At 67.7% G+C, this 14,027-nt stretch carries 18 protein-coding genes; 2 read left to right on the forward strand and 16 right to left on the reverse strand.

Features of this window, described 5'->3' with window-relative positions; all coding sequences use genetic code 11:
- Positions 1-379: 379 nt before the first annotated feature.
- Positions 380-1,474, forward strand: coding sequence for a patatin-like phospholipase family protein (locus tag DK427_RS18775; protein ID WP_109952589.1), 1,095 nt, complete (start codon positions 380-382; stop codon positions 1,472-1,474).
- Positions 1,475-1,551: 77 nt separating this feature from the next.
- Here the strand turns inward: DK427_RS18775 and rpsQ are convergent, their stop codons facing one another.
- The 15 genes from rpsQ to rpsL form a co-directional block, all read right to left on the reverse strand.
- On the reverse strand, positions 1,552-1,812 hold the full coding sequence (gene rpsQ, locus DK427_RS18780; RefSeq protein ID WP_109952590.1) for a 30S ribosomal protein S17: 261 nt from the start codon (positions 1,810-1,812) through the stop codon (positions 1,552-1,554).
- A 10-nt stretch (positions 1,813-1,822) separates the two neighbouring features.
- A complete protein-coding gene (rpmC, locus tag DK427_RS18785; protein WP_109952591.1) occupies positions 1,823-2,038 on the reverse strand; it encodes a 50S ribosomal protein L29 in 216 nt (71 codons plus the stop codon).
- An 11-nt stretch (positions 2,039-2,049) separates the two neighbouring features.
- Positions 2,050-2,463 carry a 50S ribosomal protein L16 gene (rplP, locus tag DK427_RS18790; RefSeq protein WP_109952592.1) on the reverse strand — a complete coding sequence of 138 codons (414 nt, stop codon included), beginning with the start codon at positions 2,461-2,463 and terminating at the stop codon, positions 2,050-2,052.
- Between the two features lie 27 nt (positions 2,464-2,490).
- Positions 2,491-3,255, reverse strand: a complete 765-nt coding sequence (gene rpsC / locus DK427_RS18795) for a 30S ribosomal protein S3 (RefSeq protein ID WP_109952593.1) — start codon at positions 3,253-3,255, stop codon at positions 2,491-2,493.
- Positions 3,256-3,265: 10 nt separating this feature from the next.
- Positions 3,266-3,649, reverse strand: coding sequence for a 50S ribosomal protein L22 (gene rplV / locus DK427_RS18800; protein ID WP_109952594.1), 384 nt, complete (start codon positions 3,647-3,649; stop codon positions 3,266-3,268).
- Between the two features lies 1 nt (position 3,650).
- Positions 3,651-3,929, reverse strand: a complete 279-nt coding sequence (rpsS, locus tag DK427_RS18805; protein ID WP_109952595.1) for a 30S ribosomal protein S19 — start codon at positions 3,927-3,929, stop codon at positions 3,651-3,653.
- Positions 3,930-3,934: 5 nt separating this feature from the next.
- Positions 3,935-4,771, reverse strand: a complete 837-nt coding sequence (rplB, locus tag DK427_RS18810; RefSeq protein WP_109952596.1) for a 50S ribosomal protein L2 — start codon at positions 4,769-4,771, stop codon at positions 3,935-3,937.
- A gap of 22 nt (positions 4,772-4,793) precedes the next feature.
- Positions 4,794-5,090 carry a 50S ribosomal protein L23 gene (locus DK427_RS18815; protein WP_109952597.1) on the reverse strand — a complete coding sequence of 99 codons (297 nt, stop codon included), beginning with the start codon at positions 5,088-5,090 and terminating at the stop codon, positions 4,794-4,796.
- On the reverse strand, positions 5,087-5,707 hold the full coding sequence (rplD, locus tag DK427_RS18820) for a 50S ribosomal protein L4 (RefSeq protein ID WP_109952598.1): 621 nt from the start codon (positions 5,705-5,707) through the stop codon (positions 5,087-5,089). Before rplD ends, DK427_RS18815 begins: the two co-directional genes overlap by 4 nt.
- Entirely contained in the window at positions 5,707-6,429 is a 723-nt protein-coding gene (gene rplC, locus DK427_RS18825; RefSeq protein WP_109952599.1) for a 50S ribosomal protein L3, read from the reverse strand. The genes rplD and rplC overlap by 1 nt, the downstream gene beginning before the upstream one ends.
- A gap of 46 nt (positions 6,430-6,475) precedes the next feature.
- On the reverse strand, positions 6,476-6,784 hold the full coding sequence (rpsJ, locus tag DK427_RS18830) for a 30S ribosomal protein S10 (protein WP_066927377.1): 309 nt from the start codon (positions 6,782-6,784) through the stop codon (positions 6,476-6,478).
- 83 nt (positions 6,785-6,867) lie between these two features.
- Positions 6,868-8,058: an elongation factor Tu gene (gene tuf, locus DK427_RS18835; RefSeq protein WP_066923801.1), complete on the reverse strand. Its 1,191-nt coding sequence runs from the start codon at positions 8,056-8,058 to the stop codon at positions 6,868-6,870.
- 51 nt (positions 8,059-8,109) lie between these two features.
- Positions 8,110-10,185: an elongation factor G gene (gene fusA, locus DK427_RS18840; RefSeq protein WP_109952600.1), complete on the reverse strand. Its 2,076-nt coding sequence runs from the start codon at positions 10,183-10,185 to the stop codon at positions 8,110-8,112.
- 57 nt (positions 10,186-10,242) lie between these two features.
- Positions 10,243-10,713, reverse strand: a complete 471-nt coding sequence (gene rpsG, locus DK427_RS18845) for a 30S ribosomal protein S7 (protein ID WP_066927119.1) — start codon at positions 10,711-10,713, stop codon at positions 10,243-10,245.
- Positions 10,714-10,829: 116 nt separating this feature from the next.
- Positions 10,830-11,201, reverse strand: a complete 372-nt coding sequence (gene rpsL / locus DK427_RS18850) for a 30S ribosomal protein S12 (protein WP_066927123.1) — start codon at positions 11,199-11,201, stop codon at positions 10,830-10,832.
- A gap of 526 nt (positions 11,202-11,727) precedes the next feature.
- On the opposite strand from rpsL, the gene DK427_RS18855 reads away from it, so the two are divergent.
- The gene (locus DK427_RS18855; protein ID WP_109952601.1) at positions 11,728-12,126 is read left to right on the forward strand and encodes a hypothetical protein; all 399 of its coding nucleotides are present in this window, start codon (positions 11,728-11,730) and stop codon (positions 12,124-12,126) included.
- 389 nt (positions 12,127-12,515) lie between these two features.
- Here DK427_RS18855 and recA read toward each other — a convergent pair whose 3' ends face one another.
- Positions 12,516-13,607 (reverse strand): recombinase RecA, encoded by a 1,092-nt coding sequence (recA, locus tag DK427_RS18860; protein ID WP_109952602.1) that lies wholly within the window; start codon positions 13,605-13,607, stop codon positions 12,516-12,518.
- Positions 13,608-14,027 lie beyond the last annotated feature (420 nt).

The following is a 14,027-nucleotide window of genomic DNA, read 5'->3' on the forward strand; positions in this document are numbered from 1 at the left end:
CAGGCGGGTTTCCGCACGCGGGCGGTATTGCCCGGCGGACGACGCCTGATGGGGACATGACGTCCCCGGCTCATAAGAGAGACCGCGCTATCGGCCCGGGGGCCGGCGCGGTCACCGCGTACGAGGGGTGCGAGCACCCCGTAAACTGTCGCGAAGGCCGGTCCGATACACCGGTTCTCTCAAGAGTACAAGCACGAAGGTGGACTGGCGCTGCTTCGCGGACGTCGGCGCGGATCTTGCCGGCCGGCCCGCGGGCCTGCGGAGATCGCTGACCGGGAACGCCCCAATTGCTTGGCTGTTGACGCGCGGGCCGGCGGGCGGATGCGTGGCGGCCTGGTGTTCGGCGGGCGGATATGTGGCGGACGGAGACGGAGATTGGATGAAGCCACGGATCGCACTTGGTCTTCAGGGCGGCGGCGCCTACGGCGCCTACGGCTGGGGCGTCATCGACCGGCTCCTGGAGGAGCATATCTGGATCTCGGCGGTGAGCGGGGCGAGCGCGGGCGCCCTCAACGGGGCCGCCCTGGTCTCCGGCCTCGCCAGCGGCAGCGACGACGGGGCGCGCACGGCGCTGGAACGCCTCTGGCGCGCGACCGCCGACCGCTCGCCCCTGCGGGCCTGGGACTGGGCGGGTAGCCTTCCGCCCGGTGCCGCCTCCTGGATGGGGCCGTGGTTCGAGCCGTGGGTGGACGCCTGGGTCGAGCCCTGGGTGGACCAAGCCCTCGCCTTCACCCGGCTCTACGGCGGTCAGGTGACCCGCTACTTCCCGGCCTTCCGGGAGATGCGCGCGTGGCGGGAGGCGGTGGCGGAGAGCGTGGATTTCGCGGCGCTGACAGCGCCGCGCGCGATCCCGCTCTACGTCTCCGCGACGGACGTGCTCACGGGGGCGGCGCGCCTCTTCACGGGCGAGGCGATCGACGAGGACGCGCTGATGGCCTCGTGCTGCCTGCCGGAGCTGTTCTCGGCCGTCGAGATCGACGGGCGGCGCTACTGGGACGGGGGCTACGTCGCCAACCCGGCCCTCGACCCGCTGGTCTTCGGGGGCCACGGCGCGACCGACCTCATCGTGGTCCAGCTCACGCCCTTCGTCACCGACGCGGTCGGCGAGCGGCCCGAGGAGGTGGTGAAGCGGGCCAGCGACATCAGCTTCAACGCCGGCCTGATGCGCGAGTTGAAGACGCTGACCGACCTGCAATCCGCCGTGCGGATGGCCGCCTCCCCCTCCCCGCGCCTGCGGCCGATCCTCGACATCAACATCCACCTGCTGCAGGCGCCGGCCGAGCTCGCCTCCGGCTCCGTCGACAAGTACGACACGCGCTGGTCGACGCTCTGCGCGCTGCGCGATCTCGGCCGGGCGACCGCCGAGGCCTGGCTCGCCGAGCGGGGCCACGCGATCGGCGCGGCCTCCAGCCTGACGACCCTGGACGAGGTGTTCACCGGGCACCGGCCGCGTCGCGCGGCGCTGTCCGCCTGAGGGCGCATCCCAAAACGCGCGAGAGGCGGGCGCCCGGGGGCGCCCGCCTCTCGCAGGTCGGAAGGTCTGAGACGAAGTCAGGCTTCGGCGGTGGCGACCGCAGCACCCTGGTCCTCGACCAGCTTCCAGGTCTTGGTCTTCGAGTAGGGGCGGCACTCCTCGATGAACACCGTCTGGCCGACATGGGCCGTGTTGGCCTCGTCGTGGGCGTGGTAGTTCTTCGAGCGGCGGACGGTCTTCTTCATCACCGGGTGGGTGAAGCGGCGCTCCACCTTCACGACGATGGTCTTCTCGCCCTTGTCGCTGACGACGACGCCCTGCAATACGCGCTTCGGCATAAGTCCCTCCTCAGCCCTTGGCGGTCTCGAGCGTCTTCTGACGCTGGAGCGTGCGCACGCGGGCGATATCGCGGCGGACCTCACGGACGCGGGCGACGTTCTCGAGCTGGCCCGTGGCACCCTGGAAGCGCAGGTTGAACTGCTCCTTCTTCAGGTTGAGCAACTCGTCGTTGAGCTGATCCGCCGACAGGGCCTTCAGATCAGACAGTCGGTTGGACGACTTCACGGATCCCTCCCTTAGTCGGCGATGCGGGTGACGATGCGCGTGCGCACCGACAGCTTGGCGGCCCCGAGGCGGAGCGCCTCGCGGGCGATGTCCTCGGCGACGCCGTCGACCTCGAACATGATGCGGCCGGGATGAACGCGCGCGGCCCAGTAGTCCGGGGCGCCCTTACCGGAGCCCATGCGGACCTCGGTCGGCTTCGAGGTCACGGGCAGGTCCGGGAACACCCGGATCCACACGCGGCCCTGACGCTTCATCTCGCGGGTGATCGCGCGGCGGGCCGCCTCGATCTGCCGGGCGGTGACCCGCTCCGGCTCCATGGCCTTCAGGCCGAAGGTCCCGAAGTTCAGGTCGAAGCCGCCCTTGGCCGCACCGTGGATGCGGCCCTTGAACTGCTTGCGGAACTTCGTCTTCTTGGGTTGCAGCATGGCAGCCTCTCTACTCGCTCAGGCGGCTCACGCGTGGGCCGGCTCGCGACGGCCGCGGTCGCCGCGATCACCCCGATCGCCGCGGCCTTCGCCGTCACGCTCACGACGGCCGCCGGAACGACCACCCTCTTCCTGAGCCTTCTTGTCCTGGGCCATCGGGTCGTGCTCGAGGATCTCGCCCTTGAACACCCAGACCTTGATGCCGCAGGTCCCGTAGGTGGTGAACGCCGTGGCGGTACCGTAGTCCACGTCCGCCCGCAGGGTGTGCAGGGGAACGCGGCCCTCGCGGTACCACTCGGTGCGCGCGATCTCGGCGCCGCCGAGGCGGCCCGAGCAGGTGATGCGGATGCCCTCGGCACCCAGACGCATCGCCGACTGCACAGCACGCTTCATGGCGCGACGGAAGGCGACGCGGCGCTCGAGCTGCTGGGCGATCGAGTCGGCCACGAGCGTGGCGTCGATCTCGGGCTTGCGCACCTCGACGATGTTGATGGTCACGTCGGCCTTGGTCATCGTGCCGACGAGCTTGCGCAGCTTCTCGATGTCCGCGCCCTTCTTGCCGATCACCACGCCCGGACGGCCCGAGTGGATGGTGACGCGGCACTTCCGGTGCGGGCGCTCGATCACGATCTTGGAGACCGCGGCCTGCTTGAGCTGCTTCATGAGGGCGGCGCGGATCGCGACGTCCTCGTGCATGAGCTTGGCGTACTCGCCCTTCTGAGCGAACCAGCGGGAGTCCCAGGTCCGGTTGATGCCGAGCCGGAGACCGATCGGGTTGACTTTCTGACCCATCAGATCCTCCTCAGGCCGCTTCGGCCCGGACTTCCCGAACCACGATGGTGAGGTTCGAGAAGGGCTTCAGGATGCGCGCGCCGCGGCCGCGGGCGCGGGCGTGGAAGCGCTTGAGAACCAGCGCCTTGCCCACATAGGCCTCGGAGACGATCAGGTCGTCCACGTCGAGGTTGTGGTTGTTCTCGGCGTTGGCGATGGCGCTCTCGAGGCACTTCTTGACGTCGGTCGCGATGCGCTTGCGCGAGAACTGGAGGTCGGCCAGCGCCGACTCCACCTTCTTGCCGCGGATCAGCTGCGCCACGAGGTTGAGCTTCTGCGGGGAGACGCGGATCATCCGCGCGACCGCCTTCGCCTCGTTCTCGGGGAGCGCGCGGGGGGTGGCCTGCTTGCCCATCTCAGCGCCTCTTCGCCTTCTTGTCGGCCGCGTGGCCCGGGAAGGTGCGGGTCGGCGAGAACTCGCCGAACTTGTGCCCGACCATCTCCTCGGTGACGTAGACCGGGATGTGCTTCTGCCCGTTGTGCACACCGAAGGTGAGCCCGACGAACTGCGGGAGGATCGTGGAGCGGCGGCTCCAGATCTTGATGACCTCGTTGCGGCTCGAGCCCCGAGCCGCCTCGGCCTTCTTGAAGAGGTAGCCGTCGACGAACGGCCCCTTCCAGATCGAACGTGCCATGGCGGTTACTTCTTGCGGTTGTGGCGGCTGGACAGGATGAAGACGTCGGTCCGCTTGTTGGAACGGGTCTTCTTCCCCTTCGTCGGCACGCCCCACGGCGTGACCGGGTTACGGCCGCCCGAGGTGCGACCCTCGCCGCCGCCGTGCGGGTGGTCGACCGGGTTCATCGCCACGCCGCGGTTGTGCGGGCGCTTGCCGAGCCACCGGTTGCGCCCGGCCTTGCCGAGCGAGATGTTCATGTGGTCCGGGTTCGAGACCGCGCCGACGCTGGCGAAGCATTGGCCGTGGACCAGGCGCTGCTCGCCGGAGTTGAGACGCAGGGTCACGTAGCCCTGGTCGCGCCCGACGATCTGCGCGTAGTTGCCGGCAGACCGCGCGATCGCGCCGCCCTTGCCGATCTTCAGCTCGACGTTGTGCACGATCGTGCCCACCGGCATGTTGCCGATCGGGCCGGCATTGCCCGGCTTGATGTCGACGCTCTCGCCGGCCACCACCTTGTCGCCCGCCGAGAGGCGCTGCGGAGCCAGGATGTAGCTCTGCTTGCCGTCGGGGAAGCTGATCAGCGCGATGAAGGCGGTGCGGTTCGGATCGTACTCGATCCGCTCGACCGTCGCCGTCACGTTGAGCTGCTCGCGCCGCTTGAAATCGACCAGGCGGAGCGACCGCTTGTGACCGCCGCCGCGGAAGCGGACGGTCACGCGGCCGAGGTTGTTGCGGCCGCCGGTCGAGATCTTGCCGACCGTCAGCGCCTTCACCGGCTTGCCCTTGTAGAGCTCACGGCGGTCGACCAGCACGAGCTGGCGCAGGCTCGGCGTGACCGGTTTGAATGTCTTCAAGGCCATCGGTTTGGTCCTTAACCCGTCCTCAGAGCCCGGTCGTGACGTCGATCGAGTCACCCTCGGCGAGGGTAACGATCGCCTTCTTCACGTCCGAACGCTGTCCGCGCTGCCCGCGGAAGAATTTCTGCTTGCCCTTGGTCACGAGGGTGTTCACCGCCGTGACCTTGACGTCGAACAGCTTCTCCACCGCTTCCTTGATCTGCGGCTTGGTGGCCTTCGGAGCGACCCGGAAGACGACCTTGTTCTGCTCGGTGAGGTTCGTCGCCTTCTCGGTGATGACCGGGGAGACGATCACGTCGTAGTGGCGCGGATCGAGACTCATTTGAAGCGCTCCTCGAGGGCGTCGACAGCCGCCTTCGTCAGAACGAGGGTGTCGCGGCGCAGGATGTCGTAGACGTTGATGCCCTGGACCGGCAGCACGTCGATCTGCGGGATGGCGCGGGCGGCCCGGCCGAAGTTCACGTCGACCTCGGCACCGCCGATGATCAGCGCGTTGGCGAGACCGAGCTTGCCGAAGCGCTCGACCAGACCCTTGGTCTTGTGGTCGTCGATCTTGATGTCGTCGACGACGATGAGCGTCGAGGCCTTGGCCTTGGCCGAGAGGGCGTGGCGCAGAGCGAGCGCCCGGACCTTCTTGGGAAGGTCGTGGGCGTGGTCGCGCACCACCGGGCCGAAGGCCCGGCCGCCGCCGCGGAACTGCGGGGCGCTGGCCGCGCCGTGGCGGGCGTTGCCGGTGCCCTTCTGCTTGTAGGCCTTCTTGCGGGTCCGGTTCACGTCCGAGCGGTTCTGCACGGCGTGGGTGCCGGCCCGGCGCTTGGCCAGCTGGTAGCGCACCATACGCTGCAGCAGGTCGGCGCGGGGCTCGAGGCCGAAGATGTCGTCGTTCAACTCGACCGAGCCGGCTCCGGCACCGTCGAGCGTGGTGATATCAAGCTTCATCACGCGTTCTCCTCGGCGGGAGCGGCTTCGGGAGCCTGGGCGGAGCCGTTCTCACGGAACTTGCCCGGCAGCGGCAGGTCGGCGGGCGCCTTGCGCTTCACCGAATCGCGGATCTGGATCCAGCCGCCGGCGACGCCCGGGACGGCGCCCTCGACCAGGATCAGGCCACGCTCGGGATCCGTGCGTACGACGCGCAGGTTCTGCGTGGTGACCCGCTCGACGCCGAGGTGACCCGGCATCTTCTTGTTCTTGAAGGTCTTGCCCGGATCCTGACGGCCGCCGGTCGAACCGATCGAGCGGTGCGAGATCGACACGCCGTGCGTGGCGCGCAGACCGCCGAAGTTCCAGCGCTTCATGCCGCCCGCGAAGCCCTTACCGGTGGTGGTGCCGGTGACATCCACGAACTGGCCGGGGATGAAGTGGTCCGCGGTGATCTCGGCACCGACCGGGATCAGCGCGTCCTCGGTGACGCGGAACTCGGCGAGCTTCTTCTTCGGCTCCACCTTGGCGACCGCGAAGCGGCCGCGCTCGGCGGCGGAGACGTTCTTTACCTTGGCCTTGCCGACGCCGACCTGCAGCGCGACGTAGCCGTCCTTCTCGGTGGTGCGGTGCGCGACCACCTGGCATTGATCGATCTTGAGCACGGTAACCGGCACATGCTCGCCGGCCTCCGTGAAGACCCGGGTCATGCCGACCTTCTGTGCGATGACGCCTGAGCGCATAGGTCTCTCCCTCGCGCGATGACAGTGAAGCCCTAAGCCCGGGGGCTCAGAGCTTGATCTCCACGTCCACGCCAGCGGCGAGGTCGAGCTTCATGAGCGCGTCCACGGTCTGGGGGGTCGGATCGACGATATCGAGGACGCGCTTGTGGGTGCGCATCTCGAACTGCTCGCGCGACTTCTTGTCGATGTGGGGCGAGCGGTTGACGGTGAACCGCTCGATGTGGGTCGGCAGCGGGATCGGGCCGCGGATCTGAGCGCCGGTGCGCTTGGCGGTGGAGACGATCTCGCGGGTCGACGCATCCAGGATGCGGTGATCGAACGCCTTGAGGCGGATACGGATGTTCTGACCGTTCATGACCTGAAGCCTTCAGTGGGATACGGGGAAGGGCGGGCCGAGGGCCCGCCCCGCCACGTTCCCTCTGTGGATTGCGCTCTCGCTTACTCGGTGATGGCGGCGACGACGCCGGCGCCGACGGTGCGGCCGCCCTCGCGGATGGCGAAGCGCAGCTTCTCCTCCATGGCGACCGGCACGATCAGCGCGACGTCCATGGTCACGTTGTCGCCCGGCATCACCATCTCGGTGCCCTCCGGCAGGGTGCACACGCCCGTCACGTCGGTGGTGCGGAAGTAGAATTGCGGCCGGTAGTTGGTGAAGAACGGCGTGTGGCGCCCGCCCTCCTCCTTCGTCAGGATGTAGGCCTCGGCCTTGAACTTGGTGTGCGGCTTCACCGAACCCGGCTTGCACACGACCTGGCCGCGCTCCACGTCCTCGCGCTTCGTGCCGCGCAGCAGCACGCCCACGTTGTCGCCCGCCTGGCCCTGGTCGAGCAGCTTGCGGAACATCTCGACGCCCGTCACCGTCGTCGTCGTGGTCGCCCGGATGCCGACGATCTCGACCGTCTCACCCACCTTCACGATGCCGCGCTCGACGCGACCCGTCACCACCGTGCCGCGGCCCGAGATCGAGAACACGTCCTCGATCGGCATCAGGAACGGCAGGTCGATCGGGCGCTCCGGCTGCGGGATGTAGGCGTCGACCGTCTCCATCAGCTTGAGCACGGCGTCGCGGCCGATCTTGGGCTCCTTGTCCTCGAGCGCCATCAGGGCCGAGCCCTTGGTGATCGGGATGTCGTCGCCGGGGAAGTCGTACTTCGAGAGGAGCTCGCGCACCTCCAGCTCGACGAGCTCGAGGAGCTCCTCGTCATCGACCATGTCGACCTTGTTGAGGAACACCACCAGCGCCGGCACGCCGACCTGGCGGGCGAGCAGGATGTGCTCGCGGGTCTGCGGCATCGGGCCGTCGGCGGCCGAGACCACCAGGATCGCGCCGTCCATCTGGGCGGCGCCCGTGATCATGTTCTTCACGTAGTCGGCGTGGCCGGGGCAGTCGACGTGGGCGTAGTGGCGGTTCGTGGTCTCGTACTCGACGTGGGCGGTCGAGATCGTGATGCCGCGCGCCTTCTCCTCGGGAGCCTTGTCGATCTGGTCGTAGGCCGTGAACGTCGCGCCGCCCGACTCGGCCAGGACCTTCGTGATCGCCGCCGTCAGCGAGGTCTTGCCGTGGTCCACGTGGCCGATCGTGCCGATGTTGCAGTGCGGCTTCGTACGGCTGAACTTTTCCTTGCCCATAGGGGCCTCCTTATCGTCTGAGTCTGGTTATGAGGATGTTCGCGGTACGCCTTAGGCGTACTTGGCAATGACCTTGTCGGCCTCGCCGCGCGGCACTTCCTCGTAGTGGTCGAACTGCATGGTGAAGTTCGCCCGGCCCTGCGACATGGAGCGCAGGTTGTTCACGTAGCCGAACATGTTGGCCAGCGGCACCATCGCGTTGATGACGTTGGCGTTGCCGCGCATGTCCTGGCCCTGGATCTGGCCGCGGCGGGAGTTCAGGTCGCCGATGACCGAGCCGGTGTAGTCTTCGGGGGAGACCACCTCGACCTTCATCACCGGCTCCAGCAGCACCGAGCCGCCCTTCTGCAGCGCCTCGCGGAAGGCGGCGCGGGAGGCGATCTCGAAGGCGAGCGCCGAGGAGTCGACGTCGTGGTACGCGCCGTCGATCAGCTCCACCTTCACGTCGACCACCGGGAAGCCGGCGAGCACGCCCGCGCCGAGGACCGAGTTGAGGCCCTTCTCGACGCCCGGGATGTACTCCTTCGGCACCGCGCCGCCGACGATCTTCGACTCGAACGAGAAGCCGGCGCCCGGCTCGTTCGGCTCGACGACGAACTTCACGCGGGCGAACTGACCGGTACCGCCGGTCTGCTTCTTGTGCGTGTAGTCGATCTCCTGACGGCGGGTCAGCTTCTCGCGGTAGGCGACCTGCGGCTGGCCGATATTCGCGTCGACCTTATAGGTGCGGCGCAGGATATCGACCTTGATGTCCAGGTGGAGCTCGCCCATCCCGCGCAGGATGGTCTGGCCCGACTCCTGGTCCGTCGAGACCCGGAACGACGGGTCCTCGGCCGCGAGCTTCTGGAGGGCGATGCCGAGCTTCTCCTGGTCGGCCTTCGACTTCGGCTCGACGGCGATCTCGATGACGGGCTCGGGGAACTCCATCCGCTCGAGGATCACGGCCTTGTTCGGGTCGCACAGGGTGTCGCCGGTGCGGGTGTCCTTGAGGCCGGCCAGAGCGACGATGTCGCCCGCGAAGGCTTCCTTGATGTCCTCGCGGTTGTTGGCGTGCATCAGGAGCATGCGGCCGACGCGCTCCTTCTTGTCGCGGGTCGAGTTGATGACGTTGGCGCCCGACTCGACCTTGCCCGAGTACACGCGGCAGAAGGTGATCGTGCCGACGTGGGGGTCGTCCATGATCTTGAAGGCGAGCATGGAGAAGGGATCGGAATCCAGCGGACGCCGGACGGTCTCTTCCTCGGTCTTGAAGTCGATGCCCTTGATCTCGCCGCGGTCGGCGGGGGACGGCAGGTAGTCGACGACGGCGTCGAGGAGCGGCTGGACGCCCTTGTTCTTGAAGGCCGAGCCGCACAGCACCGGATGGAAGGCGCGCAGCTGCACGGCCTTGCGCACCAGGGCGCGCATCGTATCCTCGCTCGGCTCGGTGCCGTCGAGGTAGGCGGCCATGGCGTCGTCGTCGAGCTCGACGCAGGCCTCGACCAGCTTCGTGCGGTACTCGACGGCCTGGTCCTTCAGCTCGGCCGGGATCTCGGTCTCGTTGAAGTTGGCGCCCAGCGCCTCGCCCGACCAGACGATCGCCTTCATCTTGATGAGGTCGATCACGCCCTGGAAGTTTGACTCGGCACCGATCGGCAGCTGCAGGCAGACGGGCTTGCCGGCGACGCGGTCGATGATGTCGGCCACGCACTTGAAGAAGTCGGCGCCGATCTTGTCCATCTTGTTGACGAACACGACGCGCGGCACGTCGTACTTGTCGGCCTGGCGCCACACCGTCTCGGTCTGAGGCTCGACGCCCTGGTTGCCGTCGAGGACGCAGACGGCGCCGTCGAGCACGCGGAGCGAGCGCTCCACCTCAATGGTGAAGTCGACGTGGCCGGGGGTGTCGATGATGTTCAGGCGCTTGTCGCGCCAAAAGCAGGTGGTCGCAGCCGAGGTGATCGTGATGCCACGCTCCTGCTCCTGCTCCATCCAGTCCATCGTGGCGGCGCCCTCATGGACCTCGCCGATCTTATGGGACTTGCCGGTGTAGTACAGGATCCGCTCGGTCGTCGTGGTCTTGCCGGCATCGATGTGGGCCATGATGCCGAAGTTGCGGTAGTCCTCGATCGCGTGCGTGCGGGGCATCGGGGTCTCTCCGGAAAGGGGCGGACAGGCGCACCCCCTTGGGTGCGCCTCAAGGAATTACCAGCGGTAGTGCGAGAAGGCGCGGTTGGCCTCGGCCATCCGGTGGGTGTCCTCGCGCTTCTTCACGGCGTTGCCGCGGTTGTTGGCGGCGTCCAGCAGTTCGGCCGAGAGGCGCTCGACCATGGTGCGGTCGTTGCGCGAGCGGGCGGCCTGGATCAGCCAGCGGATCGCCAGCGCCTGGCGGCGCTCGGTGCGCACCTCGACGGGGACCTGATAGGTTGCGCCGCCGACGCGGCGGGAGCGGACCTCGATCGCCGGGGCGACGTTGTCGAGGGCGGCGCGGAAGACCTCGATCGGGTTCGCGCGGGCGCGGTTCTCGACGATGTCGAAGGCGCCGTAGACGATCCGCTCAGCGGTCGACTTCTTGCCCTCGTACATGATCGAGTTCATGAACTTCGTGAGGACCACGTCACCGTACTTCGGGTCCGGGATGATCTCACGCTTCTCGGCAGAGTGACGACGGGACATGTTTTCGTACCTTCGAAAAATATGGTCTTAAGCACCCAGCGCAGGCCGCCTTTCTCCGGAGAGCGGCGGCATCCTTACTGGGCCGTGGAAAGCGTATCGGCCTTGGTCCGAAGAGATTACTTCGGACGCTTGGCGCCGTACTTCGAGCGGCGCTGCTTGCGGTTCTTGACGCCCTGGGTGTCGAGCACGCCGCGCAGGATGTGGTAGCGCACGCCCGGAAGGTCCTTCACGCGGCCGCCGCGGATCATGACCACGGAGTGCTCCTGAAGGTTGTGGCCCTCGCCCGGGATGTAGCCGATGACCTCGAAGCCGTTGGTCAGGCGGACCTTGGCGACCTTACGCAGAGCCGAGTTCGGCTTCTTCGGGGTCGTGGTGTAGACGCGGGTGCAGACGCCGCGCTTCTGCGGGCAGGCGTTCAGCGCCGGCACCTTGTTGCGGCTCCGCTGGATCTTGCGCGGCTGCGCGATCAGCTGGTTGATCGTCGGCATTCTCTGCCCTCTTCCTGCGGATCGCCTGCCGGGCGATCCTGTCCCGTCGTGACGCCCCTCGCGGGGCTTGGTGTGGCGGCCGCGGCTAAAACCTTGGCCATCACGTCGCAAAACGAATATGCGCCAGGGGTCGCGAAACCCTTGGCGCGCTCTCGGCAGAGGAGCACGACCAGTTCGGGCGCGCTCGTACCTACGGATCTGACGAAGCGTCAGGCGATGTGAGCCTCCGGAGCCTTTGGGCGCGATGGCGGAGCGGTAAATTCCGTCCGCGGCAGCCCTGTGCCGTCCGAAGTGGCGCGCTTCTAGACGCGAAGGACGGCTTCGTCAATGCGGGCAGCGGTGATTTCTAGCCCCTGTGGTCCGTTAACGCCCGGTTTCCGCGCGCGTCCGCGGCGCGGAGCGTCCGCTCTGGGACGGCGCGGCTTGGTAACGCTCACCAATGATTAAAGCGACTCGGCGAATTGTCCGGATCGCGGGGCGCCGGGATGGGCGCGCCGGATGCGTTCAGCGTGCCAGGGTGATGCGTATGGGTCTCGTTTCGTCGGCGTCCGACAATGTGGTTCCGTTCCGCCGCCCCGCGAAGACGCCGGCTTCCGTCCTTGGCGACGGCGTGCGCGAGGGTCAGATCCGCCGCCGCAGCGAGCAGCGCAGCCTCATGGACGCGGTCTACGCGGGCGGCAGCCTGCTGGTGGCGGCCGAGGACCGCGAGACCAAGGTCACCGCCTCGCGGCTTCAGGTCTACGGTTTCCTCGGCGTCGAGGAGGTTCTGGAGGACGGCACGTGCCGGCGGCTCCGCCCCTCCGAATCGGTCCGCGCCAAGGGTGACCGGCCCTGGCGGCTCACGAAGCCCGCCTTCGGCGCCATGGCGGTGACGATCCCCTCCATCGATGACTTCCTGTTCGAGCCCGCCGGCCACCGGGCCTGATCGCGATGCAGAGCCGATTCTCTGTCGAGGACGTGAATGTCTGCGACTGAGCGTCGCCTCTCCGGAGATCCGTACGGGTAGCCGCCGTGGGAATCTGCTCGCCGGTTCGGTTTGCGCCGGGAAGCGGCGCTCTCGGGGCAACTATGGTCGCGCGCACCCTGGTGGCATCCTGCGTCGGCCGGCTCCTGCTCGCGGGGGCGCGGCCCAGGCCGCCGGCCGGCACGTCGACATCGGCAGCAAGACTGTTCTGACGGTGAAGCCCTTCCCCTGAGCCGGGTCTGAAGGCGCAGGCGGTTCAACGAAGAAGCCCGCCGGACCTTGAGGTCCGGCGGGCTTCTTCGGTTCCGGCTTCGCCGGAACCGTGGTCGAAGCTTTGGCGGAAGCCTGCCTCAGGCCTCGCCCTCGTCGAGGTCGTCGGCGGTGGGCGTGGCGTTCTCCAGGATCTTCTCGGCGACGAGGCCGGAGTTCTGGCGGATCGCTGCCTCGATCTTACCCGCGATCTCGGGGTTGTCGCGCAAGAATCCCTTCGAGTTCTCGCGACCCTGGCCGAGGCGCTGGCTGTTGTGGGAGAACCACGCGCCCGACTTCTCGACGATGCCGGCCTTCACGCCGAGGTCGATCAGCTCGCCGACCTTCGAGATGCCCTCGCCGAACATGATGTCGAACTCGACCTGCTTGAAGGGCGGCGCGACCTTGTTCTTGACCACCTTGACGCGGACTTGGTTGCCGATGGCCTCGTCGCGGTCCTTGAGCGTCGAGACGCGGCGGATGTCGAGGCGCACGGATGCGTAGAACTTCAGCGCGTTGCCGCCCGTCGTCGTCTCGGGGCTGCCGTACATCACGCCGATCTTCATCCGGATCTGGTTGATGAAGATCACCATGCACTTCGAGCGCGAGATCGAGCCGGTGAGCTTGCGCAGCGCCTGGGACATCAGGCGGGCCTGGAGGCCGGGCTGGCTCTCGCCCATCTCGCCCTCGATCTCGGCCCGCGGGGTGAGGGCCGCCACCGAATCGACCACCAGCACGTCGATGGCGCCCGAGCGCACCAGCGTGTCGGTGATCTCCAGGGCCTGCTCGCCGGTGTCGGGCTGCGAGATCAGCAAGTCGTCGAGGTTGACGCCGAGCTTCCTCGCGTAGACCGGGTCGAGGGCGTGCTCCGCGTCCACGAAGGCGCAGACGCCGCCCTTCTTCTGGGCCTCCGCGATGGTGTGGAGCGCGAGCGTGGTCTTGCCCGAGGATTCCGGACCGTAGACCTCGATGACGCGGCCCCGCGGCAGGCCGCCGACGCCGAGCGCGATGTCGAGGCCGAGCGAGCCCGTCGAGACGGTCTCGACCTCCTGGACCTGCTGGGCCTTGCCGAGCCGCATGATCGAGCCCTTGCCGAAGGCGCGCTCGATCTGGGACAGCGCGGCGTCGATCGCCTTCGACTTGTCCTTGTCCATGCTGGGCGTATCCACGACTTTCAGGGCGGGCTGAGCCATCTCGGCGGCATCCTTATGCGGGTGTCGGGCGCCGTTCGCAATCGCGCCGCGGCTAGGAGTTGTGTACCTGTTTTGTTCTTGTTCCGCAAGGGTGCGCCGCACCGCTTGCGGGGCTTGGTCGGCCATCCCGGCGGCCTCGCACAGGGCCGGGCCGAAGCCGCGCGCGGGACAGCGCGGCGCCGTGGAAGCGGCGGTCGGCGCTGCCGGGGAGCGTTGGGAAATCGCCCAAGAGTTGTGAATCAACCAAGTATGCAACCGACTCGGCTGCGGTTTATAATTATTCGAAGTCTATCATGTTGATTTTGCGATACGCCGTGGACCAAACGAAGTAGTCGCGAAACTGAATCCCGGGCACGCACTTGTCTCCGGCCGCCCCTCCGCGCTCAACGGCCCGAGGACGGGACGTCACGGCTCCCGGCA

Origin of the sequence: Methylobacterium radiodurans, assembly GCF_003173735.1 — a bacterium.
GTDB lineage: Bacteria > Pseudomonadota > Alphaproteobacteria > Rhizobiales > Beijerinckiaceae > Methylobacterium > Methylobacterium radiodurans.